The 26,106-nt window shown below is 56.8% G+C and carries 17 protein-coding genes and 6 tRNA genes; 8 read left to right on the top strand and 15 right to left on the bottom strand.

Features of this window, described 5'->3' with window-relative positions:
- The first annotated feature begins 24 nt into the window (after window positions 1-24).
- The 4 genes from I6L38_RS22545 (at window position 25) to pbpG (ending at window position 6,006) form a co-directional block, all read left to right on the top strand.
- Window positions 25-2,877, top strand: coding sequence for a valine--tRNA ligase (locus I6L38_RS22545; RefSeq protein ID WP_216988983.1), 2,853 nt, complete (start codon window positions 25-27; stop codon window positions 2,875-2,877).
- 186 nt (window positions 2,878-3,063) lie between these two features.
- On the top strand, window positions 3,064-4,356 hold the full coding sequence (locus I6L38_RS22540; RefSeq protein WP_024943394.1) for a hemolysin family protein: 1,293 nt from the start codon (window positions 3,064-3,066) through the stop codon (window positions 4,354-4,356).
- 18 nt (window positions 4,357-4,374) lie between these two features.
- A complete protein-coding gene (locus tag I6L38_RS22535; protein WP_005305157.1) occupies window positions 4,375-5,040 on the top strand; it encodes a DedA family protein in 666 nt (221 codons plus the stop codon).
- Window positions 5,041-5,178: 138 nt separating this feature from the next.
- Complete coding sequence (pbpG, locus tag I6L38_RS22530; RefSeq protein ID WP_005305161.1) at window positions 5,179-6,006, top strand: D-alanyl-D-alanine endopeptidase; 828 nt, start codon at window positions 5,179-5,181, stop codon at window positions 6,004-6,006.
- A gap of 439 nt (window positions 6,007-6,445) precedes the next feature.
- Here the strand turns inward: pbpG and I6L38_RS22525 are convergent.
- The 12 genes from I6L38_RS22525 to pncC all read right to left on the bottom strand — a co-directional run bounded on the left by I6L38_RS22525 (window position 6,446) and on the right by pncC (window position 14,076).
- Window positions 6,446-6,522 (bottom strand) — tRNA-Arg (locus tag I6L38_RS22525).
- Between the two features lie 28 nt (window positions 6,523-6,550).
- Window positions 6,551-6,627, bottom strand: a tRNA-Arg gene (locus tag I6L38_RS22520).
- Between the two features lie 28 nt (window positions 6,628-6,655).
- Window positions 6,656-6,732 (bottom strand) — tRNA-Arg (locus tag I6L38_RS22515).
- A 26-nt stretch (window positions 6,733-6,758) separates the two neighbouring features.
- Window positions 6,759-6,835 (bottom strand) — tRNA-Arg (locus I6L38_RS22510).
- Window positions 6,836-6,934: 99 nt separating this feature from the next.
- A tRNA-Arg gene (locus tag I6L38_RS22505) sits at window positions 6,935-7,011 on the bottom strand.
- Between the two features lie 3 nt (window positions 7,012-7,014).
- Window positions 7,015-7,107: transfer RNA gene (locus I6L38_RS22500), tRNA-Ser, on the bottom strand.
- Window positions 7,108-7,321: 214 nt separating this feature from the next.
- The gene (gene csrA / locus I6L38_RS22495) at window positions 7,322-7,510 is read right to left on the bottom strand and encodes a carbon storage regulator CsrA (RefSeq protein ID WP_005305164.1); all 189 of its coding nucleotides are present in this window, start codon (window positions 7,508-7,510) and stop codon (window positions 7,322-7,324) included.
- A 93-nt stretch (window positions 7,511-7,603) separates the two neighbouring features.
- Window positions 7,604-8,851, bottom strand: a complete 1,248-nt coding sequence (locus tag I6L38_RS22490) for an aspartate kinase (RefSeq protein WP_005305167.1) — start codon at window positions 8,849-8,851, stop codon at window positions 7,604-7,606.
- A gap of 16 nt (window positions 8,852-8,867) precedes the next feature.
- Window positions 8,868-11,492 (bottom strand): alanine--tRNA ligase, encoded by a 2,625-nt coding sequence (gene alaS / locus I6L38_RS22485; protein WP_216988982.1) that lies wholly within the window; start codon window positions 11,490-11,492, stop codon window positions 8,868-8,870.
- Between the two features lie 397 nt (window positions 11,493-11,889).
- Window positions 11,890-12,399 carry a regulatory protein RecX gene (locus I6L38_RS22480; protein WP_017765331.1) on the bottom strand — a complete coding sequence of 170 codons (510 nt, stop codon included), beginning with the start codon at window positions 12,397-12,399 and terminating at the stop codon, window positions 11,890-11,892.
- A 41-nt stretch (window positions 12,400-12,440) separates the two neighbouring features.
- Window positions 12,441-13,505: a recombinase RecA gene (recA, locus tag I6L38_RS22475; RefSeq protein ID WP_010636082.1), complete on the bottom strand. Its 1,065-nt coding sequence runs from the start codon at window positions 13,503-13,505 to the stop codon at window positions 12,441-12,443.
- Window positions 13,506-13,584: 79 nt separating this feature from the next.
- On the bottom strand, window positions 13,585-14,076 hold the full coding sequence (gene pncC, locus I6L38_RS22470; protein ID WP_005305181.1) for a nicotinamide-nucleotide amidase: 492 nt from the start codon (window positions 14,074-14,076) through the stop codon (window positions 13,585-13,587).
- A gap of 765 nt (window positions 14,077-14,841) precedes the next feature.
- On the opposite strand from pncC, the gene I6L38_RS22465 reads away from it, so the two are divergent.
- The 3 genes from I6L38_RS22465 to I6L38_RS22455 are packed head-to-tail and all read left to right on the top strand — an operon-like array spanning window position 14,842 to window position 17,986.
- Window positions 14,842-15,249: a hypothetical protein gene (locus I6L38_RS22465; protein ID WP_216988981.1), complete on the top strand. Its 408-nt coding sequence runs from the start codon at window positions 14,842-14,844 to the stop codon at window positions 15,247-15,249.
- Complete coding sequence (locus I6L38_RS22460; RefSeq protein WP_216988980.1) at window positions 15,246-16,595, top strand: ParA family protein; 1,350 nt, start codon at window positions 15,246-15,248, stop codon at window positions 16,593-16,595. Before I6L38_RS22465 ends, I6L38_RS22460 begins: the two co-directional genes overlap by 4 nt.
- Entirely contained in the window at window positions 16,592-17,986 is a 1,395-nt protein-coding gene (locus I6L38_RS22455) for a hypothetical protein (protein ID WP_216988979.1), read from the top strand. Before I6L38_RS22460 ends, I6L38_RS22455 begins: the two co-directional genes overlap by 4 nt.
- Window positions 17,987-19,429: 1,443 nt before the next feature.
- Here the strand turns inward: I6L38_RS22455 and I6L38_RS22450 are convergent.
- On the bottom strand, window positions 19,430-19,627 hold the full coding sequence (locus I6L38_RS22450; RefSeq protein WP_216988978.1) for an AlpA family transcriptional regulator: 198 nt from the start codon (window positions 19,625-19,627) through the stop codon (window positions 19,430-19,432).
- Between the two features lie 698 nt (window positions 19,628-20,325).
- Window positions 20,326-21,660, bottom strand: a complete 1,335-nt coding sequence (locus tag I6L38_RS22445; protein WP_216988977.1) for a site-specific integrase — start codon at window positions 21,658-21,660, stop codon at window positions 20,326-20,328.
- Window positions 21,661-21,872: 212 nt separating this feature from the next.
- On the opposite strand from I6L38_RS22445, the gene mutS reads away from it, so the two are divergent.
- A complete protein-coding gene (gene mutS / locus I6L38_RS22440; protein WP_216988976.1) occupies window positions 21,873-24,428 on the top strand; it encodes a DNA mismatch repair protein MutS in 2,556 nt (851 codons plus the stop codon).
- Between the two features lie 72 nt (window positions 24,429-24,500).
- On the opposite strand, the gene I6L38_RS22435 is transcribed toward mutS, so the two are convergent.
- Window positions 24,501-26,099 carry a BCCT family transporter gene (locus I6L38_RS22435; RefSeq protein WP_010636079.1) on the bottom strand — a complete coding sequence of 533 codons (1,599 nt, stop codon included), beginning with the start codon at window positions 26,097-26,099 and terminating at the stop codon, window positions 24,501-24,503.
- Window positions 26,100-26,106 lie beyond the last annotated feature (7 nt).

Raw genomic sequence — 26,106 nt, 5'->3', positions numbered from 1 at the left:
ATCCATCCAGATTACGGCGAGACCATGGAAAAGACTTTTAATCACAACGCCATCGAACAGGCGCTCTACCAGCACTGGGAAGCTCAGGGCTACTTCAAGCCCCACGGCGACACCAGCAAAGACTCCTTCTGCATCATGATCCCGCCGCCGAACGTCACCGGCAGCCTGCACATGGGTCACGCCTTCCAGCAAACCCTGATGGATACCCTGATCCGCTACAACCGCATGCAGGGCAAGAACACCCTGTGGCAGGCGGGTACCGACCACGCCGGTATCGCCACCCAGATGGTGGTTGAGCGCAAGATCGCCGCAGAAGAGGGCAAGACCCGCCACGATTACGGCCGGGAAGCCTTCATCGACAAGATTTGGCAGTGGAAGGAAGAGTCCGGCGGCACCATCACCCGCCAGATGCGCCGCCTGGGCGACTCCGTGGATTGGGAGCGCGAGCGCTTCACCATGGATGAAGGCCTCTCGAGCGCCGTGCAGGAAGTGTTCGTTCGTCTCTACGAAGATGGCCTGATGTACCGCGGCAAGCGCCTGGTGAACTGGGATCCCAAGCTCAACACCGCCATCTCTGACCTGGAAGTGGAAAACCGCGAGATCAAGGGCCACATGTGGCACCTGCGCTACCCGCTGGCCAACGGCGCCAAGACCGCCGAAGGCCAGGATCACCTGATCGTCGCCACCACCCGTCCGGAAACCATGCTGGGTGATACCGCCGTGGCGGTGAACCCGGAAGACCCGCGCTACAAGGCGCTGATCGGTCAGCACATTCTGCTGCCGCTGGTGAACCGTCTGATCCCCATCGTCGCCGACGAGCACGCCGACATGGAGAAGGGCACCGGCTGCGTGAAGATCACCCCGGCCCACGACTTCAACGACAACGAAGTGGGCAAGCGCCACAACCTGCCGATGATCAACATCTTCACCCTGGACGCCCACGTGCGCGCCGAGGCCGAAGTGGTCGACTCCAACGGCAACCCCAGCACCGCCTATGACGCCGCCCTGCCGACCGAGTTCGCCGGGATGGAGCGCTTTGCCGCCCGCAAGGCCATCGTCGCCAAGCTGGACGAGCTGGGCCTGCTGGCCGAGATCAAGGATCACGTGCTGCAACAGCCCTACGGCGATCGCGGTGGTGTGCCCATCGAGCCGATGCTGACCGACCAGTGGTACGTGCGCGTGGCGCCCATGGCCAAGACCGCCATCGAGGCGGTGGAAGATGGCCGCATCCAGTTCGTGCCCAAGCAGTACGAGAACATGTACTTCTCCTGGATGCGCGACATTCAGGACTGGTGCGTCTCCCGTCAGCTGTGGTGGGGTCACCGCATCCCGGCCTGGTATGACGACGCCGGCAACGTCTACGTGGGCCGCAACGAAGATGAAGTGCGCGCCAAGCACAGCATCCCGTCCGTGACCGTGCTGCGTCAGGACGAAGACGTGCTCGACACCTGGTTCAGCTCCGCCCTGTGGACCTTCTCCACCCTAGGCTGGCCGAACAACACCGAGGCGCTCAAGACCTTCCACCCGACCGACGTGCTGATGAGCGGCTTCGACATCATCTTCTTCTGGATTGCCCGGATGATCATGATGACCATGCACTTTATCAAGGACGAAAACGGCCAGCCGCAAGTGCCGTTCAAGACCGTCTACATCACAGGCCTCATCCGTGACGAAGAGGGCCAGAAGATGTCCAAGTCCAAGGGCAACGTGCTGGATCCCCTCGACATGATCGACGGCATCAGCCTCGAGGACCTTCTGGAGAAGCGCACCGGCAACATGATGCAGCCGCAGATGGCCGAGAAGATCGGCAAGCGTACCGCCAAGCAGTTCCCGGAAGGGATCGAGGCCCACGGTACCGACGCCCTGCGCTTCACCCTGGCGGCGCTGGCCTCTACCGGTCGTGACATCAACTGGGACATGAAGCGCCTGGATGGTTACAACAACTTCTGCAACAAGTTGTGGAACGCCTCCCGCTACGTGCTGATGAACACCGAAGATCAGGATTGTGGCTTCAACGGTGGCGAGATGCAGTTCAGCCTGGCGGATCGCTGGATCCAGTCCCAGCTGCAGGTGGCCATCCGTGACTTCCGTACCGCCCTCGATACCTACCGCTTCGACATCGCCGCCGGCGTGCTGTACGAATTTATCTGGAACCAGTTCTGTGACTGGTATCTGGAGCTGACCAAGCCGGTGCTGACCAAGGGTTCCGAGGCCGAGCAGCGCGCTGCCCGCCACACCCTCGTGACCGTGCTGGAAACCCTGCTGCGTCTGGCACACCCGATCATCCCGTTCATCACCGAGACCATCTGGAAATCGGTCGCCCCGCTGGCCGGCGTACACGCCGACACCATCATGATTCAGGCCTTCCCGGAGTTCGACGCCGCCAAGGTGGACGACGCCGCGATGGCGGATCAGGAGTGGGTGAAGGAGTTCATCGTCAGCATCCGCAACATCCGCGCCGAGATGAACGTAGCGCCGAGCGTCCCGCTCAACGTGCTGCTCCAGTGCGATGCCAAGGATGCCGAGCGTGCAGCCGACAACGAGGCCTTCCTCAAGTCGCTGGCCCGTCTGGAATCCATCCGCGTGCTTGGCGAAGGTGAAGCCGCTCCGCTGTCGGTGAAGAAGCTGATCGGGGCCACCGAGCTGCTGATCCCGATGGCTGGTCTCATCGACAAGGATGCCGAACTGGCCCGTCTGGCCAAAGAGGTAGCCCGTCTGGTGGGCGAGTGCGGCCGCATCGAAGACAAGCTTGGCAACGAAGCCTTCGTCGCCAAGGCGCCGGAAGCGGTCATCGCCAAGGAGCGCGAGAAGCTGGAAGATTACCGTCTCCAGCTGACCAAGCTGGAAGCCCAACAGGCCGAGATCGCCGCGCTGTAAGCCGGCATCCGCCTCGCAAAAGCCCCCTCCTGCAGGGGGCTTTTTGTTGCCCGCCCGCCGCCATTCCCCCTCATTTCGCGCGTTGTCATGCAAAATTAGCGAGCCAAATCACCCGCTTTCACAAGCGCAGCGCCCCCAAATTCATTACACTGCCAGCGATCTTTCTACTAGGAGTGCTGCCGCAGTATGGAAATATTGATCCTGTTTGGATTGATTTTGCTCAATGGCGTTTTCGCCATGTCGGAAATCGCCATCGTCACCGCACGCAAGGCACGCCTCAGCAAGATGGTCAGCGAAGGGAGCCGCTCCGCCGCCATCGCGCTCAAGCTGAGCGAAGATCCCACCCATTTTCTCTCCGCGGTGCAGATCGGCATCACCAGTATCGGTTTGCTCAACGGTATCTACGGCGAATCCCTGCTGGCCCAGCCGCTGGCGCTCTGGCTGCAGGAGTGGGGCATGACCCCCAAGAGCAGCGGCCTTATCGCCACCGTGCTGGTCATAGTGGTGGTCACCTATCTCTCCATCGTCATCGGCGAACTGGTGCCCAAGCGGCTCGGCCAGATCAGTGCCGAGCGCATCGCCTGCCTGGTGGCCCGCCCCATGTTGTGGCTGGCCGCCCTCACCCGTCCCTTCGTCTGGCTGCTGTCGGCCTCCACCAAGGCCAGCCTGCGAGTGCTGAGAGTCAGCCAGGATGCCAGCGCCAACGTGACCCAGGAGGAGATCCACGCCATGCTGGTGGAGGGTTCGGAAGCGGGGATCATCGAGGATCATGAGCACACCATGCTGCGCAACGTGTTCCGGCTCGACGAACGCAGCCTCTCCTCGCTGATGGTGCCCCGCAGCGATATCCGCTATCTCGACCTCGCCCTGCCGCTGGAGGTCAACCTGCAGCGGCTGGTGGAGTATCGCCACAGCTTCTTCCCGGTCTGCGACGGCAACCTGTCGGAACTGGTGGGCATCATCAACGTCAGCAAGGTGCTGCACGCCTATATCAAGGGTGAACCCATCGATCTGGCGGCATTGACCCAGGATGGCAGCCTGCTGCCTGAGACCCTCAACGGCCTCGAGCTGCTCAACCACTTCCGCACCCACTCCGAGCACATGGTGCTGGTGGTGGACGAATATGGCGAGTTGCAGGGACTGGTCACCCAGCAGGATCTGCTGGAGACCCTGGCCGGCGACTTCCAGCAGGAAGATGGCGACGACAACTGGGCTTTTCAGCGTACCGACGGCAGCTGGTTGCTCGACGGCCTCATTCCGCTGCCGGAATTGAAGGACTGCCTGGGACTGGTTCGGCTACCGGAAGAAGAAAAACATCACTATCACACCCTCGGAGGGCTTATCATGCTGCTCCTTGGTCGTGTTCCCCAGACGGGAGACCTGGTCACCCTGGAACAGTGGCAACTGGAAATCGTTGACATGGATGGTTTGCGCATCGACAAGGTGCTTGCCATGCCCTTGCTTGATCAACCCAGCTAACCTGCGGAGTTTGCAACTATGGAACAGTTTTACCAACTGGCCCACGCCTTTATGCATCAGGATCTGGTGACGCTATCCGATCCCAAGATGGCCTTCATGGTCTGCGGTGTGTTATTGACCTTTCTGGTGCTGGAGAACGGCTTCATTCCCACCGCCTTTCTGCCCGGCGACAGCCTGCTGATCCTGACCGGCGTGCTCATCTATCAGGACGTGCTCTCCCTCGGGGTGATCCCGCTGCTGATCCTGGCCACCTTCGTCGGCACCTGGCTCGGCTACATGCAGGGACGTTTTTTGGGCCATACCCAGCTCTACCACCGGCTGCTGTCCCATGTGGAAGAGAAGCACCAGCAGAAGGTTTACTACCTGCTGGACAAATACGGCATCGTGACCCTGATCACCGCCCGCTACATCGCCTTCGTGCGCACCGCCTACCCCTATATCGTCGGTGCCACCGAACTGCCCCAGGGGCGCTTTCTCATCGTCAATCTGGTCAGCTCCATCATGTGGATCTGCCCGCTGGTGGGTTTCGGCTACTTCCTCAGTCACACCAAGCTGGCGGCCGAGTACCAGTCCCAGTTCCTCAGCATCATTCTCTGCCTGCCGATCGTGCTGCTGGTCGGCGGTTTGATTGCGCTGATCTGGCGCTGGCTCAGCAAACGCAAAGCCAGTGCACCACGGGATTGAGGCAAAGAGAGAGGGTCATCGCGAGATGGCCCTTTTTTTAGCGAAATAATGGTGATTTACCCGCTGGCACTCTTGTCAAGCGAGGGTAAAAATGAGTGAATCTAGCGCCTTTTTTTCGACGTGAATGGAGTCGGTAGTATGCGGTGTCGGGTTAGCGCTATGGCGCTGGTTTATGCATTGGTTGGACTGCTGGGACTGCCAGCAGCATTGGCTGCCCCCAACCCGGCCAAACTGCAGCTGCAATCGAGCAGCGCACTGGTGATGGATGTCAGAACGGGCAAGACCCTCTACCAGAAGAATCCCACCCAGGTGCGTCCCATCGCCTCCCTCACCAAGCTGATGACGGCTCTGGTGGTGCTGGATGCCCGCCAGGATCTCGGCCAGACCCTGACCATAGACCAGAACGACAGAGACGCCATCAAACACACCTATTCGCGGGTTCGCATGGGCACCCAGGTGACCCGCCGCGATGCCCTGCATCTGGCGTTGATGTCCTCTGAGAACCGCATGGCCTCGGCGCTTGCCCGCCACTACCCGGGGGGCCGTCCCGCCTTCATCCGTGCCATGAACAACAAGGCCAAGCAGCTGGGCATGCGCAACAGCCGCTTCTACGACTCCACCGGCCTGTCGACCCGCAACGTCTCCACCGCCCAGGATCTGGCCAAGCTCATCGCGGCAGCCTATCGCCAGCCGCTGATCCGCGAGTTCACCCAGGACACCAGCAAGGACATGCGCTTTCGCACGCCGGCCTACAGCCTGATGTTCAACAACACCAACCCGCTGGTGAAGAACCCGGACTGGGACGTGCGCCTCTCCAAGACCGGTTATACCGACGAAGCGGGCCGCTGCCTGCTGATGCGGGCCAAGCCGGACAATCAGGAGCTGGCCATAGTGCTGCTCAACTCGGTGGGCAAACGCACCCCCATCGGCGATGCCAACCGCATTCGCAAATGGCTGAAAAGCTGACACCCGGACTGCGGGGATGAAAAAGGATGCCGCGGCATCCTTTTTTATTGCCTGCAAACCGCCTCTGCCCGCCTCTGCCCGCCTCTGAGCGGGTTTATCAGCGGAAAGGGGCGTGGGTTGACCGAGAGCCAAGGGATGCGCACAGGGTGCGATAACATGAAAGTTGGCGCAGTGGGCCGCAGGAGGCAGGGAGAGACGCCAAGCGCCCGTCATACAGAGGTGGAAGTCCTTGTCACGGAACTCTGGGTTGCCGTGAGCGCGATCTTAGTAGCGAAGCCACAGAACTGAAGCGAAGAGGTGAAGAGGTGAAGAGGTGAAGAGGTGAAGAGGTGAAGAGGTGAAGAGGTGAAGAGACGAGTATCAAGCCACCCGGGTCGTATCCCATACCCAGAGCGGCCATATAAAAAAACAGCCCCGACCGAAGTCGAGGCTGTCTGTATGGTGCGCCCGAGAGGATTCGAACCTCTGACCACCTGGTTCGTAGCCAGGTACTCTATCCAGCTGAGCTACGGGCGCTCATCAACTTTTGGTACTGCTTTCAAAATGGTGCGCCCGAGAGGATTCGAACCTCTGACCACCTGGTTCGTAGCCAGGTACTCTATCCAGCTGAGCTACGGGCGCTCACAAACTTTTGGTACTGCTTTCAAAATGGTGCGCCCGAGAGGATTCGAACCTCTGACCACCTGGTTCGTAGCCAGGTACTCTATCCAGCTGAGCTACGGGCGCTCATAAACTTTTGATTTTGCTTTAAATGGTGCGCCCGAGAGGATTCGAACCTCTGACCACCTGGTTCGTAGCCAGGTACTCTATCCAGCTGAGCTACGGGCGCCCTGATTTAAAGCGATAAAAAAAGCTTACTCAACAGTAAGCCTTTTTCAGTTGTACCGGCTTGCTGATTGCCAGTACATGACTCATCGTGAGTCTAATATGGTGCGCCCGAGAGGATTCGAACCTCTGACCACCTGGTTCGTAGCCAGGTACTCTATCCAGCTGAGCTACGGGCGCAAATGGCGGAGAAGGGGGGATTCGAACCCCCGATGCGGGTATAAGCCGCATACTCCCTTAGCAGGGGAGCGCCTTCAGCCTCTCGGCCACCTCTCCGTTTGCGGGGCTGATAATACTTCACAGGGATTTTTAGTCAAACACTTTTTTGGAGAAAAAAGTGCGTTCGCTCGGTATTTGGCCAAAGCGTGGAATATTCAAGCAATATCGACACTTATCCCGCTCTTTCGCCCCCTGCGACACCATTTTCGGCGCTCCGAAAAAACAAAAGGCGACACATGAGGTGTCGCCTTGTCACAGCCATTGATGCCGCTTAGAAGCCGGATTGACCCGGTACTTTCTCGGCCTGGATGCGCTGATAGATCTCTTCGCGGTGCACGGAAACTTCTTTCGGTGCGTTCACGCCGATACGAACCTGGTTGCCTTTCACGCCCAGCACGGTGACAGTCACTTCGTCACCAATCATCAGGGTTTCCCCTACACGACGAGTCAAAATAAGCATTCGCTTGCTCCTGTATCCTGTTTTGTATTTATATCGATATGCGACATTATCTTACAAAGATACCGATATGGTAAATGGTTGAAACTAAATCAATCAGGGATTGTTTCCCAAGGGCTGCTCATGAGGCTCCTGATCCAGCCCAAAAGCGGAGTGCAAAGCACGCACTGCCAGCTCCAGGTACTTCTCGTCAATCACCACGGATATCTTGATTTCAGAGGTGGAAATCAACTGCATGTTGATCCCCTCCTCGCCCAATACCTTGAACATGGTGCGGGCGACGCCAGGATGGTTCCACATCCCGACTCCGACGATGGAAACCTTGGCGATCTCACCGTTGCCCTGCACGCAGGCGGCCCCCAGCTCGCTGGCGGTCTCCTCCAGCAGGGCGCGCGCCCGGCGATAGTCATCGCGATTCACCGTGAAGGTGAAATCAGCGGTGCCATCGCCCAGCGTGTTCTGCACTATCATGTCGACATCAATGTTGGCGTCGCTGATCGGATTCAGGATCTGCGCTGCCACGGTGGGCCGGTCCGGCACACCCAGAATGGTCAGGCTGGCTTCGTTGCGATTGAACGCTATCCCGGATACCAGGGGAGCTTCCATCCTCTCACCTCCATATGTGATTAACGTTCCCTCTCCCTCGACAAAGCTCGACAGCACCCGCAGCGGCACGCGGTACTTGCCCGCGAACTCCACCGAACGGATCTGCAGCACCTTGGCGCCCAGGCTGGCCATCTCCAGCATCTCCTCGAAGGTGATGGTGTCGAGACGACGCGCCTTGGGCTCGATGCGCGGATCCGTGGTATAGACCCCGTCCACGTCGGTAAAGATCTGGCACTCATCGGCCTTGATGGCCGCCGCCACGGCGACCGCCGTGGTGTCGGAGCCACCGCGCCCCAGGGTGGTGATGGCATTGTGCTCGTCACGACCCTGGAAGCCCGCGATCACCACCACCTTGCCCGCGCCCAGTTCAGCCTGAACCCGGTCGGTGTCGATGTGGGTGATGCGCGCCTTGCCATAGGCGGAATCGGTGTGAATGCGAACCTGATCACCGGTCATCGAGACCGCGGGGCAACCGCGTTTGTTCAACGCGATGGCCAGCAGCGCTATGGTGACCTGTTCACCGGTGGAGACCAGTACATCCATCTCGCGCCGGTTGGCATCAGGATCCAGCTGCTGGGCCATGCCCAGCAACCGGTTGGTTTCGCCCGACATGGCGGAAACAACCACCACCACGTCATGTCCCTGGGCGCGGGTCTGTTCGACCCGCTCAGCTACCGCCTCGATCCGCTCCAGCGTGCCGACCGAGGTGCCGCCGTACTTCTGTACATAGAGTGCCACAGATCACCTCGCCCGATTACAGGCGCTCTTCCAGCCAGGAGTGTACGGATTGCAGGGCCGCCGGCACTGCCTCAGGCTGGGTACCACCCGCCTGGGCCATGTCGGGACGACCACCGCCCTTGCCACCCACCTGCTGGGCCACCAGATTGACCAGCTCACCGGCCTTGACCTTGCCGGTCAGGTCGTTGGTGACACCCGCGATGAGGTTGACCTTGCCCTCGCCGGTGGTGGCCAGCAGCACCACACCGGACTTCATCTGGTTCTTCAGTTCGTCCAGCATGCCGCGCAGGGATTTCGGATCGGCCCCTTCCAGCGCTGCAACCAGCACCTTCTGGCCCTTGATCTCGATGACCTGACCCAGCAGGTCGTTACCGGCCTGGGCGGCCAGCTTGGCCTTGAGCTGCTCCAGCTCGCGTTCCATCATCTTGGCCTTGTCCAGCACCTGGCGAACCTTGTCAGCGATGCTGAACTGATCGCCCTTCACCAGCGCGGCAGCCTCTTCGATCTGCTCACCGACCTGATGCATGAAGTCGATGGCGGCCTTGCCGGTCACCGCTTCGATGCGGCGCACGCCGGCGGCGATGCCGCTCTCGGCGATGATCTTGAAGAAGCCGATGTCACCGGTGCGCTTGGCGTGGGTACCGCCGCACAGCTCGGTGGAGTAGTCGCCCATGCGCACCACGCGCACGTCGTCTTCGTATTTTTCACCGAACAGCGCCATGGCGCCGGCCGACTTGGCCTCTTCCAGGCCCATCAGCTGGGTGATGATTTCGTGGTTGGCGCGGATCTGGTTGTTGACCAGCTCCTCGACCCGGCGAATGGTCGCCATGGTCATCCCCTCGAAGTGGGAGAAGTCAAAGCGCATGCGCTCGGCACCCACCAGAGAGCCTTTCTGGGTCACGTGCTCACCCAGCGCCTGACGCAGGGCCGCGTGCAGAAGGTGAGTCACCGAGTGGTTCAGGGCTATGGCCTGACGACGCTCGCCATCGACCACAGCCTCGACCTCGGCCCCTTTCTCCAAGGTGCCCAGCTCCATGTAGCCCTTGTGGATGATCGCCTTGCCCGCTTTAACGGTATCGGTCACGGCAAAGATGCCGTCATCCACTTTCAGGGTGCCGCTGTCGCCGATCTGGCCGCCGGATTCGGCGTAGAAGGGGGTCTGCTCCAGCACGATGACAGCTTCGTCACCGGCGATGAGACCGCTTACCTCGTCCACGCCCTTGTAGATGCCGACCACACGGGTGCGCTCGGTCAGGGTCTTGTAACCGGTGAAGGGGGTCTCGAAGTCGAGCTTGAGCATCTCGTTGTAGTTCACGCCGAAGCTGGATGCTTCCTTGGCACGAGCACGCTGCTTCTCCATCTCGGCCTTGAAGCCCTCTTCATCGATGCCGATCTCGCGCTCGCGCACCACGTCGGCAGTCAGGTCGGCCGGGAAGCCATAGGTGTCATACAGCTTGAATACCACTTCGCCCGGAATGACCTTGGCATCGCCCAGGTTGGCCAGAGCGTCTTCCAGCAGCAGCAGACCGCGATCCAGGGTGCGGACGAACTGCTCCTCTTCGATGCGCAGCACGCGCTCGACCAGCGGCAGCTGGGCGATCAGCTCGGCAGCGACATCCTTCATCTGGGCTGCCAGTTCGGCGGCCAGCTTGTAGAAGAAGACGTCGGTAGCACCCAGCTTGCGACCGTGACGCACGGCGCGGCGGATGATGCGGCGCAGCACGTAACCACGACCTTCGTTGGAAGGCATCACGCCGTCAGCCACCAGGAAGGCGCAGGAGCGGATGTGGTCCGCGATGACGCGCAGGGACTGGTTGCTCAGATCGGCGGTACCGACAATCTCGGCCGCTTTCTTGATCAGCGCCTGGAAGATGTCGATTTCATAGTTGGAGTGAACCCCCTGCATGATGGCGGAGATTCGCTCCAGACCCATGCCGGTATCCACAGACGGGCGCGGCAGCGGCTCCATGGTGCCGTCAGCCTGACGGTTGAACTGCATGAACACCACGTTCCAGATCTCGATGAAACGGTCGCCATCCTCTTCCGGTGAGCCAGGACGGCCGCCCCAGATGTGATCGCCGTGATCGTAGAAGATCTCGGTGCAGGGACCGCACGGACCGGTATCGCCCATGGCCCAGAAGTTGTCGGAGGCGTACGGGGCACCCTTGTTGTCACCGATGCGCACGATGCGATCGGCCGGTACACCGACCTCTTTTTCCCAGATGTCGAAGGCTTCATCGTCAGTCGCGTAGACGGTCACCAGCAGGCGCTCTTTCGGCAGTTGCAGCACCTCGGTCAGGAAGCCCCATGCAAACTTGATGGCATCCTGCTTGAAGTAGTCGCCGAAGCTGAAGTTGCCCAGCATTTCGAAGAAGGTGTGGTGACGAGCGGTATAGCCGACGTTTTCCAGATCGTTGTGCTTACCACCGGCACGCACGCAACGCTGGGAGGTCGTCGCGCGGTTGTAGGCACGCTTGTCTGCGCCAAGGAACACGTCCTTGAACTGGTTCATACCCGCGTTGGTAAACAACAGGGTCGGGTCGTTATGCGGTACCAGCGAGCTGGAGGAGACAACCTGGTGCCCCTGGGAACGGAAATACTCGAGAAACGCAGCGCGTATCTCAGACGTGGACATATACATGGAAAATCCTGCTTGATTCGAATACGGACTTTTAACCGCATTAATGTAAGTTTTCTGCGGGGTAAAGTAAAACGGACAGGGCCGCCACGGGTGAAAAAGCGCACATAAACGGGCCGGAAAAGCGCCCCGCAGCCAACCGCGGCTTTTTTCACCATCAACAGGAGAAAAAGCGGCATGAAAAGAGGGTCAAGACAGGGAGAACCCGGCTTTCATCAATCTGAGCTGACAAGCCTATGAACAGGCAGGAAAAATCTTGCACAGGCGTCATAATGGCCTGGTCGGCAGGTGGAAACCGGCGACCAGGCGCCGGCAAACCGGAAATGAAGAGAGCGAGTGTACGGCGATGGGGCTCTCGTCTCTCGAATCATCTCAAGATCCCAGCACAAACATCGCCGTTCTACTCCTCCCTCTCCTGCAGGGCAGAGATGGCGTAACGGGCCTGATCCTGGCTAAAGCCACGTCCCAGCAGATACTTGAGCCACTTCATTCGCAGCTTGAAGTCGGTCAGGTCGGCTAGGTTGGCCCGTCGTTCCAGCAGCTCGAGGGCGAGTTCGAACCAGTCCAGCTCGGGTTGCTCGAAAGCGGCATCGATCTGGCCATCGTCCAGCCCCTTGCGGCGCAGGTCGAAACGGATCTTGAGCGGGCCATGCCCCTTGGCGGCGCCCGCCCGCACCGCCATGGCTCCATAGCGCTCGTCATTGACCCAGTTGTAACCACGGCAGTAGTCGAGCACCGCCTCGATCACCTCTTCCTGATAGCCCTGTTGGCGCAGGCGTCTGGCCAGCTCCGACTCGGCACTCTCGCGACGGGCCAGACTGCGCATGGCGTAGGCACGGGCGGCCGCCAGCTGCTCTGCAAAACTCGGTTCGGCGGGCTCAACCGGTTCGGTAACGGATTCATCGACCATAAATGACAAGGCCGGGTATCAACCCGGCCTTCCTTTTGTTCTTATTCGAACTCTTGTTCGTTTTCGGCTTCAAACTCGTCGTACTCGGCAGCGGAGGGCTTCTCCTCCACCGGCGCGGCGCCGGAGAGCAGCAGCTCGCGCAGTTTGGCTTCCACTTCGCCAGCCAGCGCCTTGTTTTCGGAGAAGAGCTTCATCACGTTGGCCTTGCCCTGACCGATCTTCTCGCCGTTGTAGCTGTACCAGGCACCGGCCTTGTCGATCAGCTTGTGCTTGACGCCGAGATCCACCAGCTCGCCCTCTTTGGAGATACCAGCACCGTAGAAGATCTGGAATTCGGCCTGCTTGAAGGGCGGAGCCACCTTGTTCTTCACTACCTTGACGCGGGTCTCGTTACCGACCACTTCGTCACCTTCCTTGATGGCGCCGGTACGACGGATATCCAGACGCACAGAGGCGTAGAACTTGAGCGCGTTACCACCGGTAGTGGTCTCCGGGCTGCCGAACATGACGCCAATTTTCATCCGGATCTGGTTGATGAAGATGCACAGGCAGTTGGCGTTCTTGATGTTGGCGGTCAGCTTGCGCAGCGCCTGGGACATCAGACGAGCCTGCAGGCCGACGTGGGAGTCACCCATTTCGCCTTCGATTTCCGCTTTCGGGGTCAGGGCCGCCACGGAGTCGACGATGATGACGTCAACTGCATTGGAGCGCACCAGCATGTCGCAGATCTCCAGCGCCTGTTCACCGGTGTCCGGCTGGGAGATGAGCAGGTCGTCGACGTTGACACCCAGCTTGGCGGCATAGATGGGATCCAGCGCGTGCTCCGCATCGACGAAGGCACAGGTCTTGCCCTTCTTCTGGGCTTCGGCGATCACCTGCAGGGTGAGGGTGGTTTTACCGGAAGATTCCGGGCCATAGATCTCGACGATACGACCGCACGGCAGACCACCGATCCCCAGCGCAACGTCCAGAGAGAGGGAGCCGGTGGAGATGGCTTCGATATCCATGGTCTTGCTGTCGCCCAGACGCATGATGGAACCTTTGCCGAACTGCTTTTCAATCTGACCCAGCGCAGCCGCCAGTGCCTTCTGTTTGTTCTGATCCATGCCAATCTCCGCTGGAAATCGTGAGTAAAAATGAAGTTGGGCTAAGTATACTGTCTATTCATACAGTATCAAGCCCAATTTATCTGAGCAGGGCCAACAGACCCGACAAGGCCTGTCTCACCGCCTGCTGACGCACCTGCCGGCGATCCCCGTCGAAACGGGCCAGCAGGGAGTGGTGGCGGCCGTTGCAGTCGGCCCAGGCAAACCAGACGGTGCCGACCGGTTTGCCCTCGGTGGCGCCGCCGGGGCCGGCGATGCCGCTGATGGCGACACTGATGGAAGCCGACGAGTGGGCCAACGCGCCGCGGGCCATCTCCAGCACCACCGCCTCGCTCACCGCGCCGTGCTGCTCCAGGCTCTCGTCGCTCACCCCCAGCATCTGCTGCTTGGCCTCGTTGGTGTAGGTGACAAAGCCACGATCGAACCAGCCTGAGCTGCCCGCGATGTCGGTGATAGCCGTGGCCACTCCGCCGCCGGTACAGGATTCGGCGGTGGCCACCAGCCAGCCTCGCTGGCCAAGGGCCCGCCCCAGCTCGATGGCGAGGTGCTCTATCTCTGCGTCCAGTTTCATCGCGACTCCCTCTGATGCGTGCAAGAGGCACATTATGCGATCCCGCCGCCGCCTGCCGCAACTGAACGCCGCTCACCAGGCTGATGCCTCTGCCTACACGGAGGGTCGTGATCCCCGACCTCCCCCGCCACGCCGCTTATGTGTAGAATGGCGCCATCAAGCTCAAGGCTCATCACCGCAGACACAGGCCCGCAGAGGCCCCTTCTGGAATAGCACATGACCGCACAACACCAAGCCACCGGCGCCACGCCAGGCGCCAACCTCAGCGCCCACACGCCCATGATGCATGGGTGTGTTTTTATTGAAAAATAAAGCTTTTTTAAAAAACAAACACAAAACACACACTTTAACCTACACTTTAAGCATCTATCCCTTCTTACCCACCTCTCCCAGAGAAACGCCATACGCCTGAGGTCCCGTCTAAATTCCTCTAGAGACAGCTCGCTGCGGTACTACTAACCAATAAAATCAAGAACAAAAAATGGGGCCATATTGGCCAGACTGATAATTGTAAAGGCATTACTAGCCTGTAGAATGCTGTCCATTCGCAGCAGTTTCTGGAGAGACTATGGCTACTGTAAAAACTGCCACTCTCACATTTCGTATGAACCCAGGACTGAAGGAAGCTCTTCGCGCTGAAGCGGGAGCATAGATCCATTTCGAATATGGTTAAGGTTTTGATTCGGGATTACTGCAAACAGCGCGGTATTACTGTTTCTCCCCCCGAGGGGCCAAGAACGACATCAGCGAGTAAGGAAAGAACAATTGCAAGCAGATTTTCTGGATGCACATACACGTCACTGGGTTGATGCCGAAAGCTTGATGCAGGCTCAACGCTGGGCCAATGCAGATCATTTGTATGGCATCGCAGCAGAGTGCGGATTGAAGGGGTTGATGTTGGTGTTTGGAATGCCTTATGACACGGCCAGAAACCAACCAGGCGATTCAAAGGATCGGGTACATGCAAATGGTATCTGGACTCGTTTTCAAAGCTACAGCAACGGGCGCATTGGTTATACGCTGCCTGCTAATGATCCCTTCAGCGACTGGCATGTCTCAGATCGCTACGCTAATCAGTCCGATTTTGATATGGCTAGAGCAACAAGACATCAGGCTGGGGCGCAACTTGTCTGCAACTTAATTAAATACGCTGAGCAGCAAGGACATATATGACTACTTTTGATCAGATTTTACCTATTACAATTGAGGTTCTAGCTACTCACAGTGACAAGATTGGGCAACTTGAGTGGCTGGTTATCAACCGTGACCTCAACGGTCGAGTTCGTTTTATTGCTCCAGAGCAGACCAGAGAGAACGAAACACAGCGAGTTAATCTCGAAACTGTCTATCAAGCACTTCGCGAAAGTCTTGCATCCCATGCTCATGCCACCGGTTCGGGCATTCTATATGAGACGAGTAGGGAACTGGCATGTCAGGGTGCATCTCATTTCATCCTAAGTGGGTTTCACAATGTATGGGTAGTGGATCGGCTGGCAACTGAAGCCAATTGGGCCCACATAGCACCAGAAACAGAGGGCATTCCTCGCATCGTCTTTTTCTCAATCAAAGGTGGTGTAGGGCGCTCAACTGCATTGGCAGCCACTGCGTGGCACCTAGCTCAAGAGGGGAAGCGGGTACTGGTGCTAGACCTTGATCTGGAATCTCCGGGCTTGTCTTCCGCACTGCTGCCGTCCGAGCGCCAGCCAATGTATGGCATAACCGATTGGCTGGTTGAAGATCTAGTGGACAACGGCGATGCCATTTTCGATAGCATGGTCGCAACTAGTAATCTTTCCCATGATGGTGAAATTCATGTTGTGCCAGCACATGGTGCTACTCATGGTGAATATATTGCCAAGCTCGGCCGAGTCTGGATGCCCAGAATACATGCAAATGGGACGCGCGAAATATGGTCAGCCCGACTTATACGCCTGCTTGAAGCGCTAGAGGCACGTATCCAACCCGATGTGGTCCTCATCGACTCGCGTTCTGGGATCGATGAAATTGCTTCCGCTTGCATCACTGATATGGGAGCCACTCTAATCTTGTTGTTTGCATTGGAAGGTGAGCAGACTTGGAATGGCTATCGGATGTTGTTCGAACAATGGCAACTTGCCCACGTAGCAGAGAAAATTCGCGAGCGTCTGAAGGTCGTTGGTGCAATCGTGCCCGAGTTGGATCCCGTTACCTATCTTGAGGGCTTACGCGAAAGTGCATACGGAATTTTCGCAGATACGCTTTACGATGAAATAGCACCAGCAAGCCCCGAGGCTATTGGGCCAGCATCTGACGGCGATGGAATGTGGCGTGTCGATGAACTGGTGGAGGGATGGAGCTTTGACGAGGCTGATGATGGCGCCCCCCATTATCCGTGGGCAGTAAACTGGCACCGTAGTTTTGCTGGTCTGAGATCCCTGCAGGGACGGCTTGCTACCATCGGAGTTAACGAGGTGCAGTCTGTTTTTGGCCAGTTGATCGATGGACTCAGTGATGTTAGCGATTTGAGGAGACCATCATGACGAAAGTCCAACAACTACGCGAAGCAATCTTGGCTGCGCCGCTGGAGACCAGCAACTTCGGTGAAACTCCACAACAGGGAACGTTGTATTTGCCACCATCACATCTCAAAGCATTAAGATTAAATGCACATATAGTTGTGGGTGGTCGAGGAGTAGGGAAATCATTCTGGACAGCCGCCCTACAATCTAAACCGCTCCGTGATCAACTAGGGGCGATTTCGGTCGAACTACAGGATATTGAGGTGTTTACTGGCTTTAGCAATACAGAAGCCATAGACAGTTACCCAAATGCTGACGTGTTTGCAGCTTTTCTTGAACGGGATGGTGACCCCTATGATTTGTGGCGGGCGGTGATTCTGCGCTGGGTTGCAAAGCAAGCAGGCGAACCAATTCCCATTGACAGCTGGTCTGATACCGTAGCATGGCTCAAATCAACCCCTGAGGCTGCATCACGTCTGATGAAGATCGAGCGGAATTGGAAGGGGCTAATCCTGTTTGACGCACTGGATCGCACGAGCGCAGACTGGCGGCGAATGGATGACATCGTAAGGGGATTATTACGTACAGTTTTGTGGTTGAAGGCTTTCCCTGGCTTATATGCCAAAGTGTTTCTGCGTGAAGATCAGGCAGAACGTACGGTCTTCAACTTCCCCGATGCATCTAAGCTAACAGCGACCAAAGCTGAATTAACGTGGGCAAGACATGACCTCCATGGTTTACTTTGGCAACGACTTATTAATTCGCCAGGTGATCATGGGAAACTTATGCGAACGATCTGTCCGAGCCATGCACAAGGTAATGTGTGGTTTGTTGCACCACAGATGAAGCCGGAGTCAGAGACGCAGAAGATGGCCTTTGCTACGCTAGCCGGGCCATGGATGGGGCGTGACAAGCGTCGGGGTGTTCCATACACGTGGTCAGTGGGACATTTGGCCGACGGGCGAGGACAGACGTCGCCGAGATCTTTCCTTGCAGCAATCCGGCAGTCAGCTGAAGACTCTAATGAGCGCTACCAGCAACATGATTACGCCTTGCATTTTGAAAGTATCAAGCGCGGGATCCAGAAGGCCTCAGAAATTCGTGTTCAAGAGATGGCTGAAGATTATCCGTGGGTACCCGATGTTCTTTCTACCTTGAGCGGTATGAACGTCCCTATTGAATTCGATGCCGTGAAAGAAAAATGGGAAGAGAAGTTTCCCACTGGGGTACAGGATATCAGCTCTAACCGTCTTCCTGCGCAGCACATCGATCGTGGCTGGGATGGTGTGCGTGAAGATTTGCAACGCCTTGGTTTGCTGGAAACCAAAAAGGACGGACGTATTGACATGCCCGACCTCTATCGGGTTGGTTTCGGTCTAGGCCGCAAGGGTGGTGTGAAGCCCAGGAACTGAGGTCTAAGGACATTCTCCGTACCTTTAGGTTCCCCTGACAAGTACGAGAAAGGGGCTCAATGAGCCCCTTCTTAGCCATTGCGCGATGGTATGCCTTACTCATAGCGCACAAGTTTAGGTTCTTCCGTATCGGACACCTTGCTGAAACATCATTGAATGTTTCGGTTCATAGAAATCGCTTTACCAGACCATTCTGGCCATTGCTCACCTCGGTTTACCCACGGAGAATCGGTTTTTGGTCGGCGTGAATACTCTCCTACGGCCCGACACCACTATGGAGATGTACTTACACTTAGTTTCATTAGCTCTGAAAACCCGAGCTGTTCCTCTCATCGGCGAGAACGCTCCACACCTTCTTCCGTCTGATGAGTAGTGTTGGCAATCTAATATAGCTAAATGATGGCTCTATAGCACTGTACGGAGCATCTAATAGCATGGAATAGCAAAGTGTCATTTTTTACCAAGGACAGACTACCTCAGAGTTGCTCCGTGTTGCCGGATACCATACATAAACTCAATGTCTGATAATTTTAATGAATCCAATTTCAGTAATGAATGAACAAGATTAACTTTTTTCAGCCTTAATTTCCGAGTCATTCTTTCCTCCTCGACATAATAAGACTCAACTCTCATCCATTTTAGTTTGCAAATATATGAAATCAGTCCCAATGGGCTCTTCAGTCTCTTGACCAAAGTAGGCCTACGAACTTCAATATTTACATCATTATTTTTACCACACTTGTTGAAACAATCTCGCAGCTTCCGCCATGTTATATTTCTTGTACTATCACACCGGACTAATAGATGAAAATGTGGCATCCAACGCTGGTATTCAGGATGATAGTCTACTTCAAAAAAACCGATCAAGACATCGGATATTCCTGAACGATCTAACTGTTTACGAAGCCTGTCTATCAAACGTCGGGGACTCAGTTCCCCCAGAGTCCGAGTCATCCTATCATAATATATAATGGTGACAAACTTCCAAGCTTGATAGTCTTCACATAGTAATGCTAACTGACTTATTTTTTTTATTCTAAATTTTCGAACACATACAGGACAGGAAAAACTAAAACACGGGTCCTCGTCATCACAGTCTGAAAGTTTTTCTGCAAGCCGTCGAGCCTTTATCAACTCTGAACGAGAGAGTGTATTTACTCTGAATTGTTTTTCCTTGTAGCATTCCTCTTCCGTCTCAAATTTTGGAAGAAGTGACTTGATAGCTAATGGTGGACATGCCTTAGCACTGAGGAACTTTTTCATTTTTAAAACCTATAAATTTTCGATTGAAGTGGAAGCCTCTTCATCAGCAACTAACAACTTGTAGAACTGTAGCAGTTCACTGTTGATATGATTGTGATGTAGTTGATATTGTTTGTTAATGACGCATAGAGAAAGAAGCACAGATAAATTGTCATGCTGATTATTAACATGAACGAGGGGTTATATTGTGTTGGTGTATTGCAGAGCATTCATCCATGCTTGTATATCAGAGGATCGCCACGCAACTCGACGACATCCTTTCGGCTTAACTGATCTCGGAAAATTTCCCTGCGCCATCAAGCGATAAATGGTTGCGCGAGAAATTGTGCAACATTCGATAACTTCAGCCAAATTCAGCAAACATGTTTCGTGTTTCATAAATGACTCCTTTGTAATAGCCAGAGTCCATTTACAGATTTCGAAAACAGCGAAAGCATGATGCGCTCTCCCCCTCTATGTCGACTCGAATAACGACGAATCAAGTACTAAAGAGGCAATAACGAGCGCAATTTTCTGAACAGCACAGCACATCTACAGCGCGCGATATGATTCGGTGAGCACAGAATGTGGCCGGTGGACGGACGCGATTAAGAATCAACGTTGTTGATTTTTTTTTGAATTGATGCGAGTGAGATTAACGCGCGTTATAGAGGGGGACATGAATTACGTCGCACAAAAATGAAATAAATTCATATTAATCAATAAGTTCAACGTTCAACTTTTCAACGTTCAACGTTCAACGTTCAACGTTCAACTTTGTAACTGGCCGCACGTGACGACCCAGCGTCCAGATGCGGAACAGGTCACATTGTTAACCGTAGACCAACTCTGCACTGGTATCAGGGACGTAGAGCGATCAGTTCTACAAGCTACAAGCAAACTGCAAATCGTGCTGCACAACATCAAACCGATTCTCGATGAACCACCTCGGGTGTACGTCGTGTTACAACGAAGTTGAACCATCATTCCAACCAACGTGAACCGAAAGGAGGAGTATTCGCGTTGGTCAGAAATAGATTGTCACGTTTCATCAGAATCAGCGTCAAAGACCGAATGGAATAACCTGCTCTTATTATCTATACCGACAGACCAGTATCTTGATATGACGCAGCTATTGGTTTTGTCTCACGTAATAATGTATCTAAGTGATCAGCCCAACGTTGCAGCCACTCTCGACTTTGCTCAGTGTACTGATGAAGATCATATGTACCAGCTAACGCTTTCTTCGTATGACCGAGAATAGATTCTGCAACCTCAGCTGGACATTGCAAACGAGAAAGACCCGTTCTAACAGTACGCCGGAGATCATGTGGCGTCCAATGTGGAAGATCTATCATTACATTCTCACACCTCATAACCCAAGTAGTTTCAGTCAACTGCTTTTGTTTTATAGGCTTACCTGTTCGCTGAGATGGAAATAAATACATGTCATTGCCAATTTTATTTTCTTTAAGAAAAGTTATGCATTGCCGTGGAAGTTGAACTTCTCTTACGACCTCCGTCTTAGACTCCCGAATGTGAAATACACCTTCGTCAAGATCTATGTCACGCCAAGCAGCTTCACATATTTCCCCCGTGCGACATCCAGTCCACAATGTCATTCTAAGTATATTTTTCTGCACATCAGTGAACTTTGATGTTGGTAGCCAATTCAAAAATATTTTCAATTCATCATTACTAAAAAATCGGCTGCCTTTCTTAGAGGTTAATTTGACCTTGGTTCTAGCCAAACTAACCTTAGCTTGGAGTGCCGGGTTGATAAACTTATCATCAAATTTACCGATCCCTATTGAGTAATCATATGCAGCCAACACCTCCCGCAACACATTGCCCGCCTGAACATTAGCACCCCGTTTTATAATTGACATAATAAGGTCAATCATATCTTGTCGACTTACATCACGAGCTAATCGATCACCAAGCATTGGAACTGCATCACAGTAAAGAGTGCGCCTAACCTCAGCCTGACCTTTCTTTTTCCTTGCTCCACTCTTTATCGTACCATTAGGTAAACGTTGATCTTCTATAAGGTTCTGTAGATAAAGCTCGATCATCGCTTGAAGCGTAAACTTCCCTAGCTCACTTTCATTCTTGATTTGCTGTTTAAGCTCAAGTGCGGCAGCTCTCGCTTCGGTCGCCGGACATCGGCCTTGCTGCCTGATGAGCTTGAGTTCCCGTAGTTTTATACGGGCCTGCTCTAAGGATACGGCTGGAAATACTCCAAGTGAGATCTGGATTAACTTATTTGTTACTGGACTCGTATAACGATAGAAAAATGTCTTTTTACCTGTTTTCCCACAAGTAACACGAAGCCCTCTGTTGACCCCATTATCAGCCTTATCACTATCCGATGGCTTCATGACTTCAATTGCTCTAAAGGACAGTGCTTTGTTACCCTTGTCCGCTGGCATAACCGACCTCCTATGGCTGATGCATACGCTCTCCTAGCTTGGCCGCATGCATAGGGTTTAATGTCACTGTAGGCTATAAAATCAAAACCTACACTTCAACCTACATTTTCGCCTGCGATTGGGTGAGATCGAGTGAGACTCTCAGAGCAAACAAGAGACCACAAAAACACCATAAGCCATTGTAATATAAGCATGTAAAGAGAGATAACTACATGTCAGCAATAGAGAATCTCCACAATCACACACCAATGATGCAGCAGTATCTGACCCTCAAGGCCGAGAACCCGGAGATCCTGCTGTTCTACCGGATGGGCGACTTCTACGAACTGTTCTACGACGATGCTCGCAAGGCCTCCCAACTGCTCGACATCTCCCTGACCAAGCGTGGCCAGTCGGCCGGCAGCCCCATTCCGATGGCCGGCGTGCCCTATCATGCCATCGAAGGGTATCTCGCCAAGCTGGTGCAACTCGGCGAATCGGCCGCCATCTGTGAACAGGTGGGGGATCCCGCCACCAGCAAGGGACCGGTGGAGCGCAAGGTCATTCGCATCATCACCCCGGGCACCGTCTCCGACGAGGCGCTGCTCAGCGAGCGGCAGGACAACCTGATCGCAGCCGTCTACCACGATGGACGCCGCTTCGGCTATGGCACCATGGACATAGGCTCCGGCCGCTTCTTCATCAACCAGTTCGAGAAAGAAGAGACGCTGCTGGCCGAGCTGCAGCGCACCAACCCGGCCGAGCTGCTCTACCCCGAATCCTTCGCCTTCCTGCATCACGTTGAAGGTCGCCGCGGTCTGCGCCGCCGCCCGGAGTGGGAATTCGAGCTGGGTACCGCCCGCAAGCTCTTGTGCCAGCAGTTCGGCACCCAGGATCTGGTGGGCTTTGGAGTCGAGCAGAGCGAGACCGCCCTGTGCGCCGCCGGCTGCCTGATGCAGTACGTGAAAGACACCCAGCGCACCGCCCTGCCCCACATTCGCAACGTGCGCCTCGAGCAGCCCGATCATGCGGTCATCATGGATGCCGCCACCCGCCGCAACCTGGAGCTGACCCAGAACCTGGCCGGCGGCCACGACAACACGCTCTCCGCCGTGCTGGACTGCACCGCCACCCCCATGGGGAGCCGGCTGCTCAAACGCTGGATCCACCAGCCGATCCGCGACCGGGTGATCCTCAAAGGCCGTCAGAGCACCATCAAGGAGCTCATCGAGCAGAACCTTTACGACGAGCTGGGTGGCTTGTTGCGTCAGGTCGGCGACGTGGAGCGGGTGCTGGCGCGCCTGGCCCTGCGCTCGGCCCGTCCGCGCGACCTCACCCGTTTGCGCCAGGCCTTTGCCCAACTGCCGGAACTGCAGCGCTTGCTTGCGGGCAGCGAGCACGAGGCGGTGCAACAGCTGCGCGAGCGGGCCAGTACCTTCCCCGAGCTGTTCGAGCTGCTGGAGCGCGCCGTGATGGAGGTGCCGCCGGTGCTCATTCGCGACGGCGGCGTCATCCGAGAAGGGTTCAACACCGATCTGGACGAGCTGCGGGACTTGGCCAACGGCGCCACCGCCAGCCTGGCCCGTATCGAGGAGCGCGAACGGCTGCTGACCGGCATCAACACCCTCAAGGTGGGTTACAACAAGGTGCACGGCTTCTATATCGAGGTGAGCCGAGCCAACAGCCATCTGGTGCCGGCCCACTACATCCGCCGCCAGACGCTGAAAAACAACGAGCGCTACATCATCGATGAGCTCAAGAAGTACGAGGACAAGGTACTCACCGCCCAGGCTCAGGCGCTGGCGCTGGAGAAACGCCTCTACGAGGAGCTGCTCGATGCCCTGCTGCCGCACCTCGGCGATCTGCAGGAGTCCGCTGCCGCGCTGGCGGAGCTGGACGTGCTGGCCAACCTGGCCGAGCGGGCCGAGACCCTGGACTACCGCTGCCCCACCTTGATCGACGAGGATCAGATCCTGATCGAGGCGGGCCGCCATCCGGTGGTGGAGCAGGTGATGACCGACCCCTTTATCGCCAACCCCATCCGGCTTGAGCGGGAGCGGCGGATGCTGATCATCACCGGCCCCAACATGGGCGGTAAATCGACCTACATGCGCCAGACTGCGCTCATCGTGCTGCTGGCCCATATCGGCGCCTTCGTGCCGGCCGACAGCGCCCGCATCGGCCCCATCGACCGCATCTTCACCCGCATCGGGGCGTCGGATGACCTGGCATCGGGAAGATCCACCTTTATGGTGGAGATGACCGAGACCGCCAACATCCTCAACAACGCCACCGCCCGCAGCCTGGTACTGATGGACGAGATCGGCCGCGGCACCAGCACCTACGACGGCCTCTCGCTGGCGTGGGCCTGCGCAGAACAGCTGGCGAGCAAGATTGGCGCCTACACCCTGTTTGCCACCCACTACTTCGAGCTGACCCGCTTGCCGGAGCTGATGAGCGGGCTGGCCAACGTCCATCTGGATGCGGTGGAGCACGGTGACACCATCGCCTTCATGCACGCGGTGCAGGAGGGGGCGGCCAGCCGCTCCTACGGCCTGCAGGTAGCGGCGCTGGCGGGGGTGCCGAAATCGGTGATCCAGCAGGCCCGTCACAAGCTGCACGAGCTGGAGAGCGCCACCCCGGTGGCCGCCGGCGAAGTGCGCCCGGCCCCGGTCGCCCTGCCGCCACAGAGCCACCCTGTAGTTGATGAACTGGAAGCGGTGCGCCCGGACGAGCTGACCCCGCGCCAGGCGCTTGACCTGCTCTATCGCCTCAAGCAGATGCTGTAAACCGTCACCAACACAGCAATAAAAAGGGGAACCGTGAGGTTCCCCTTTTCGTTTTCATGGTTCGGCCTGTCGTCAGGCCGGCCCTATCCTGTCCATCAGGCTCATGTGGGTTGAGCCGTCGTGACGCTTGAGCTTCTGGCGATACTCGAACTGGTGCTGACTCTCCTGCTTGAGGCCCAGCATCAGGGAGTAGCACATGGCCAGCATGATCACCGAGAAGGGCAGCGCGGCTATGATGCTGGCGGCCTGCAGGGCGGCCAGTCCGCCGGAGACCAGCAGAATGGCGGCCACCAGCCCCTGACCCAGCCCCCAAACGGCGCGGTGCAGTACGGGGGGATCCTGATCACCGATGGAGAGCAGGGTCGTAATGACCAGGGTGCCCGAGTCGCTGGAGGTGATGAAGTAGGTGCAGATGAGCAGGGTCAGCACCCCCTTGGCGATCCAGCCGAAGGTCTCCCAGTGCAGCAGCTCCACCGTCTTGTAGAGCGCCAGGGTGACATCCTGATTGACCGCGGCCACCACGCCACCACTGCCGAACAGCTCCAGATTCATGGCAGTACCGCCGAACACGGTGAGCCAGAACATGCCGAGCAGGGAGGGCACCAGCAAGACACCGAGCACGAACTCGCGGATGGTGCGCCCCTTGGAGATGCGGGCGATGAACATGCCGACAAAGGGCGCCCACGCTATCCACCAGCCCCAGTAAAACGCGGTCCAGCTCGACTGCCAGGCCGAGGTGCCGTTGGCCTCGGTATTGGTCCAGAAGCTCAGCTTGACGATGTTCTGCAGGTAGTCACCTATGTTCTGCACATAGGCGTTGAGGATGTAGGTGGTCGGCCCCAGCACCAGGAAGAGGCCCAGCACGAACACGCTCAACCAGATATTGAGCTCGGAGAGGATCTTCACCCCGCGTCCGACGCCGGAGACCGCCGACAGGGTGGCGATCAGGCTGATGCCGCCGATGAGCCAGAGCTGGTTCGCCTGCGAGACCTCCATGCCGAACATCTGGTTGAGGCCGGTATTCATCTGGGAGACCCCCAGGCCAAGGGAGGTCGCCACCCCGAACACGGTACCAAACACCGCCAGCACGTCGGCGGCGTGACCCCAGAAGCCGTAGATGCGATCGCCGAGCAGCGGATAGAGCACGGAGCGGATGGCCAGCGGCAGCTTGCGCCGGTAGCTGAAGAAGGCGAGCGACAGGCCGACGATCACGTAGATGGCCCAGGGGTGCAGGCCCCAGTGGAAGAAGGTGAGACGCATGGCGATCTGGGCCGCCTCCGGGGTCATCCCTTCGGTGACGAAGGGGTTGCCCTGCAGGTGGTACATGGGCTCGGCGATGCTCCAGAACACCAGCCCTATTCCCATGCCGGCGCTGAACAACATGGCGAACCAGGCGAAGTAGCCGAATTCCGGTACCTGGTCGTCGTCACCCAGCCGGATGCTGCCGAAGCGGCTGAACATCAGATAGATGGCGAAGAACAGGAACAGGGCGACCACCAGGATGTAGTACCACTTGAACCCGGCGATGATCTTGTCCTTGGCCCCCACGAACCAGGTGGCGGCGGTTTCGGGGACGAACATCCCGAACAGCAGGAACAGGGTGATGACGGTGAGCGCCGTCATGGCCATGGTCGGGTTGAGGCCTTTGAACAGCCCTTTGTTTGCTCTCATCTGGCCT

This window comes from Aeromonas sp. FDAARGOS 1408, from assembly GCF_019048665.1.
Lineage (GTDB): Bacteria > Pseudomonadota > Gammaproteobacteria > Enterobacterales > Aeromonadaceae > Aeromonas > Aeromonas dhakensis.
This window is presented reverse-complemented; position numbering and strand designations above follow the sequence as displayed.

What these genes read in the sequence shown, in the direction of transcription:
- I6L38_RS22545 (WP_216988983.1), top strand. Translation starts at nt 25, where the DNA reads ATGGAAAAGACTTTTAATCACAACGCCATCGAACAGGCGCTCTACCAG.
- I6L38_RS22540 (WP_024943394.1), top strand. Translation starts at nt 3,064, where the DNA reads ATGGAAATATTGATCCTGTTTGGATTGATTTTGCTCAATGGCGTTTTC.
- I6L38_RS22535 (WP_005305157.1), top strand. Translation starts at nt 4,375, where the DNA reads ATGGAACAGTTTTACCAACTGGCCCACGCCTTTATGCATCAGGATCTG.
- pbpG (WP_005305161.1), top strand. Translation starts at nt 5,179, where the DNA reads ATGCGGTGTCGGGTTAGCGCTATGGCGCTGGTTTATGCATTGGTTGGA.
- csrA (WP_005305164.1), bottom strand. Translation starts at nt 7,510, where the DNA reads ATGCTTATTTTGACTCGTCGTGTAGGGGAAACCCTGATGATTGGTGAC.
- alaS (WP_216988982.1), bottom strand. Translation starts at nt 11,492, where the DNA reads ATGTATATGTCCACGTCTGAGATACGCGCTGCGTTTCTCGAGTATTTC.
- I6L38_RS22480 (WP_017765331.1), bottom strand. Translation starts at nt 12,399, where the DNA reads ATGGTCGATGAATCCGTTACCGAACCGGTTGAGCCCGCCGAACCGAGT.
- recA (WP_010636082.1), bottom strand. Translation starts at nt 13,505, where the DNA reads ATGGATCAGAACAAACAGAAGGCACTGGCGGCTGCGCTGGGTCAGATT.
- pncC (WP_005305181.1), bottom strand. Translation starts at nt 14,076, where the DNA reads ATGAAACTGGACGCAGAGATAGAGCACCTCGCCATCGAGCTGGGGCGG.
- I6L38_RS22460 (WP_216988980.1), top strand. Translation starts at nt 15,246, where the DNA reads ATGACTACTTTTGATCAGATTTTACCTATTACAATTGAGGTTCTAGCT.
- I6L38_RS22455 (WP_216988979.1), top strand. Translation starts at nt 16,592, where the DNA reads ATGACGAAAGTCCAACAACTACGCGAAGCAATCTTGGCTGCGCCGCTG.
- I6L38_RS22450 (WP_216988978.1), bottom strand. Translation starts at nt 19,627, where the DNA reads ATGAAACACGAAACATGTTTGCTGAATTTGGCTGAAGTTATCGAATGT.
- I6L38_RS22445 (WP_216988977.1), bottom strand. Translation starts at nt 21,660, where the DNA reads ATGCCAGCGGACAAGGGTAACAAAGCACTGTCCTTTAGAGCAATTGAA.
- mutS (WP_216988976.1), top strand. Translation starts at nt 21,873, where the DNA reads ATGTCAGCAATAGAGAATCTCCACAATCACACACCAATGATGCAGCAG.
- I6L38_RS22435 (WP_010636079.1), bottom strand. Translation starts at nt 26,099, where the DNA reads ATGAGAGCAAACAAAGGGCTGTTCAAAGGCCTCAACCCGACCATGGCC.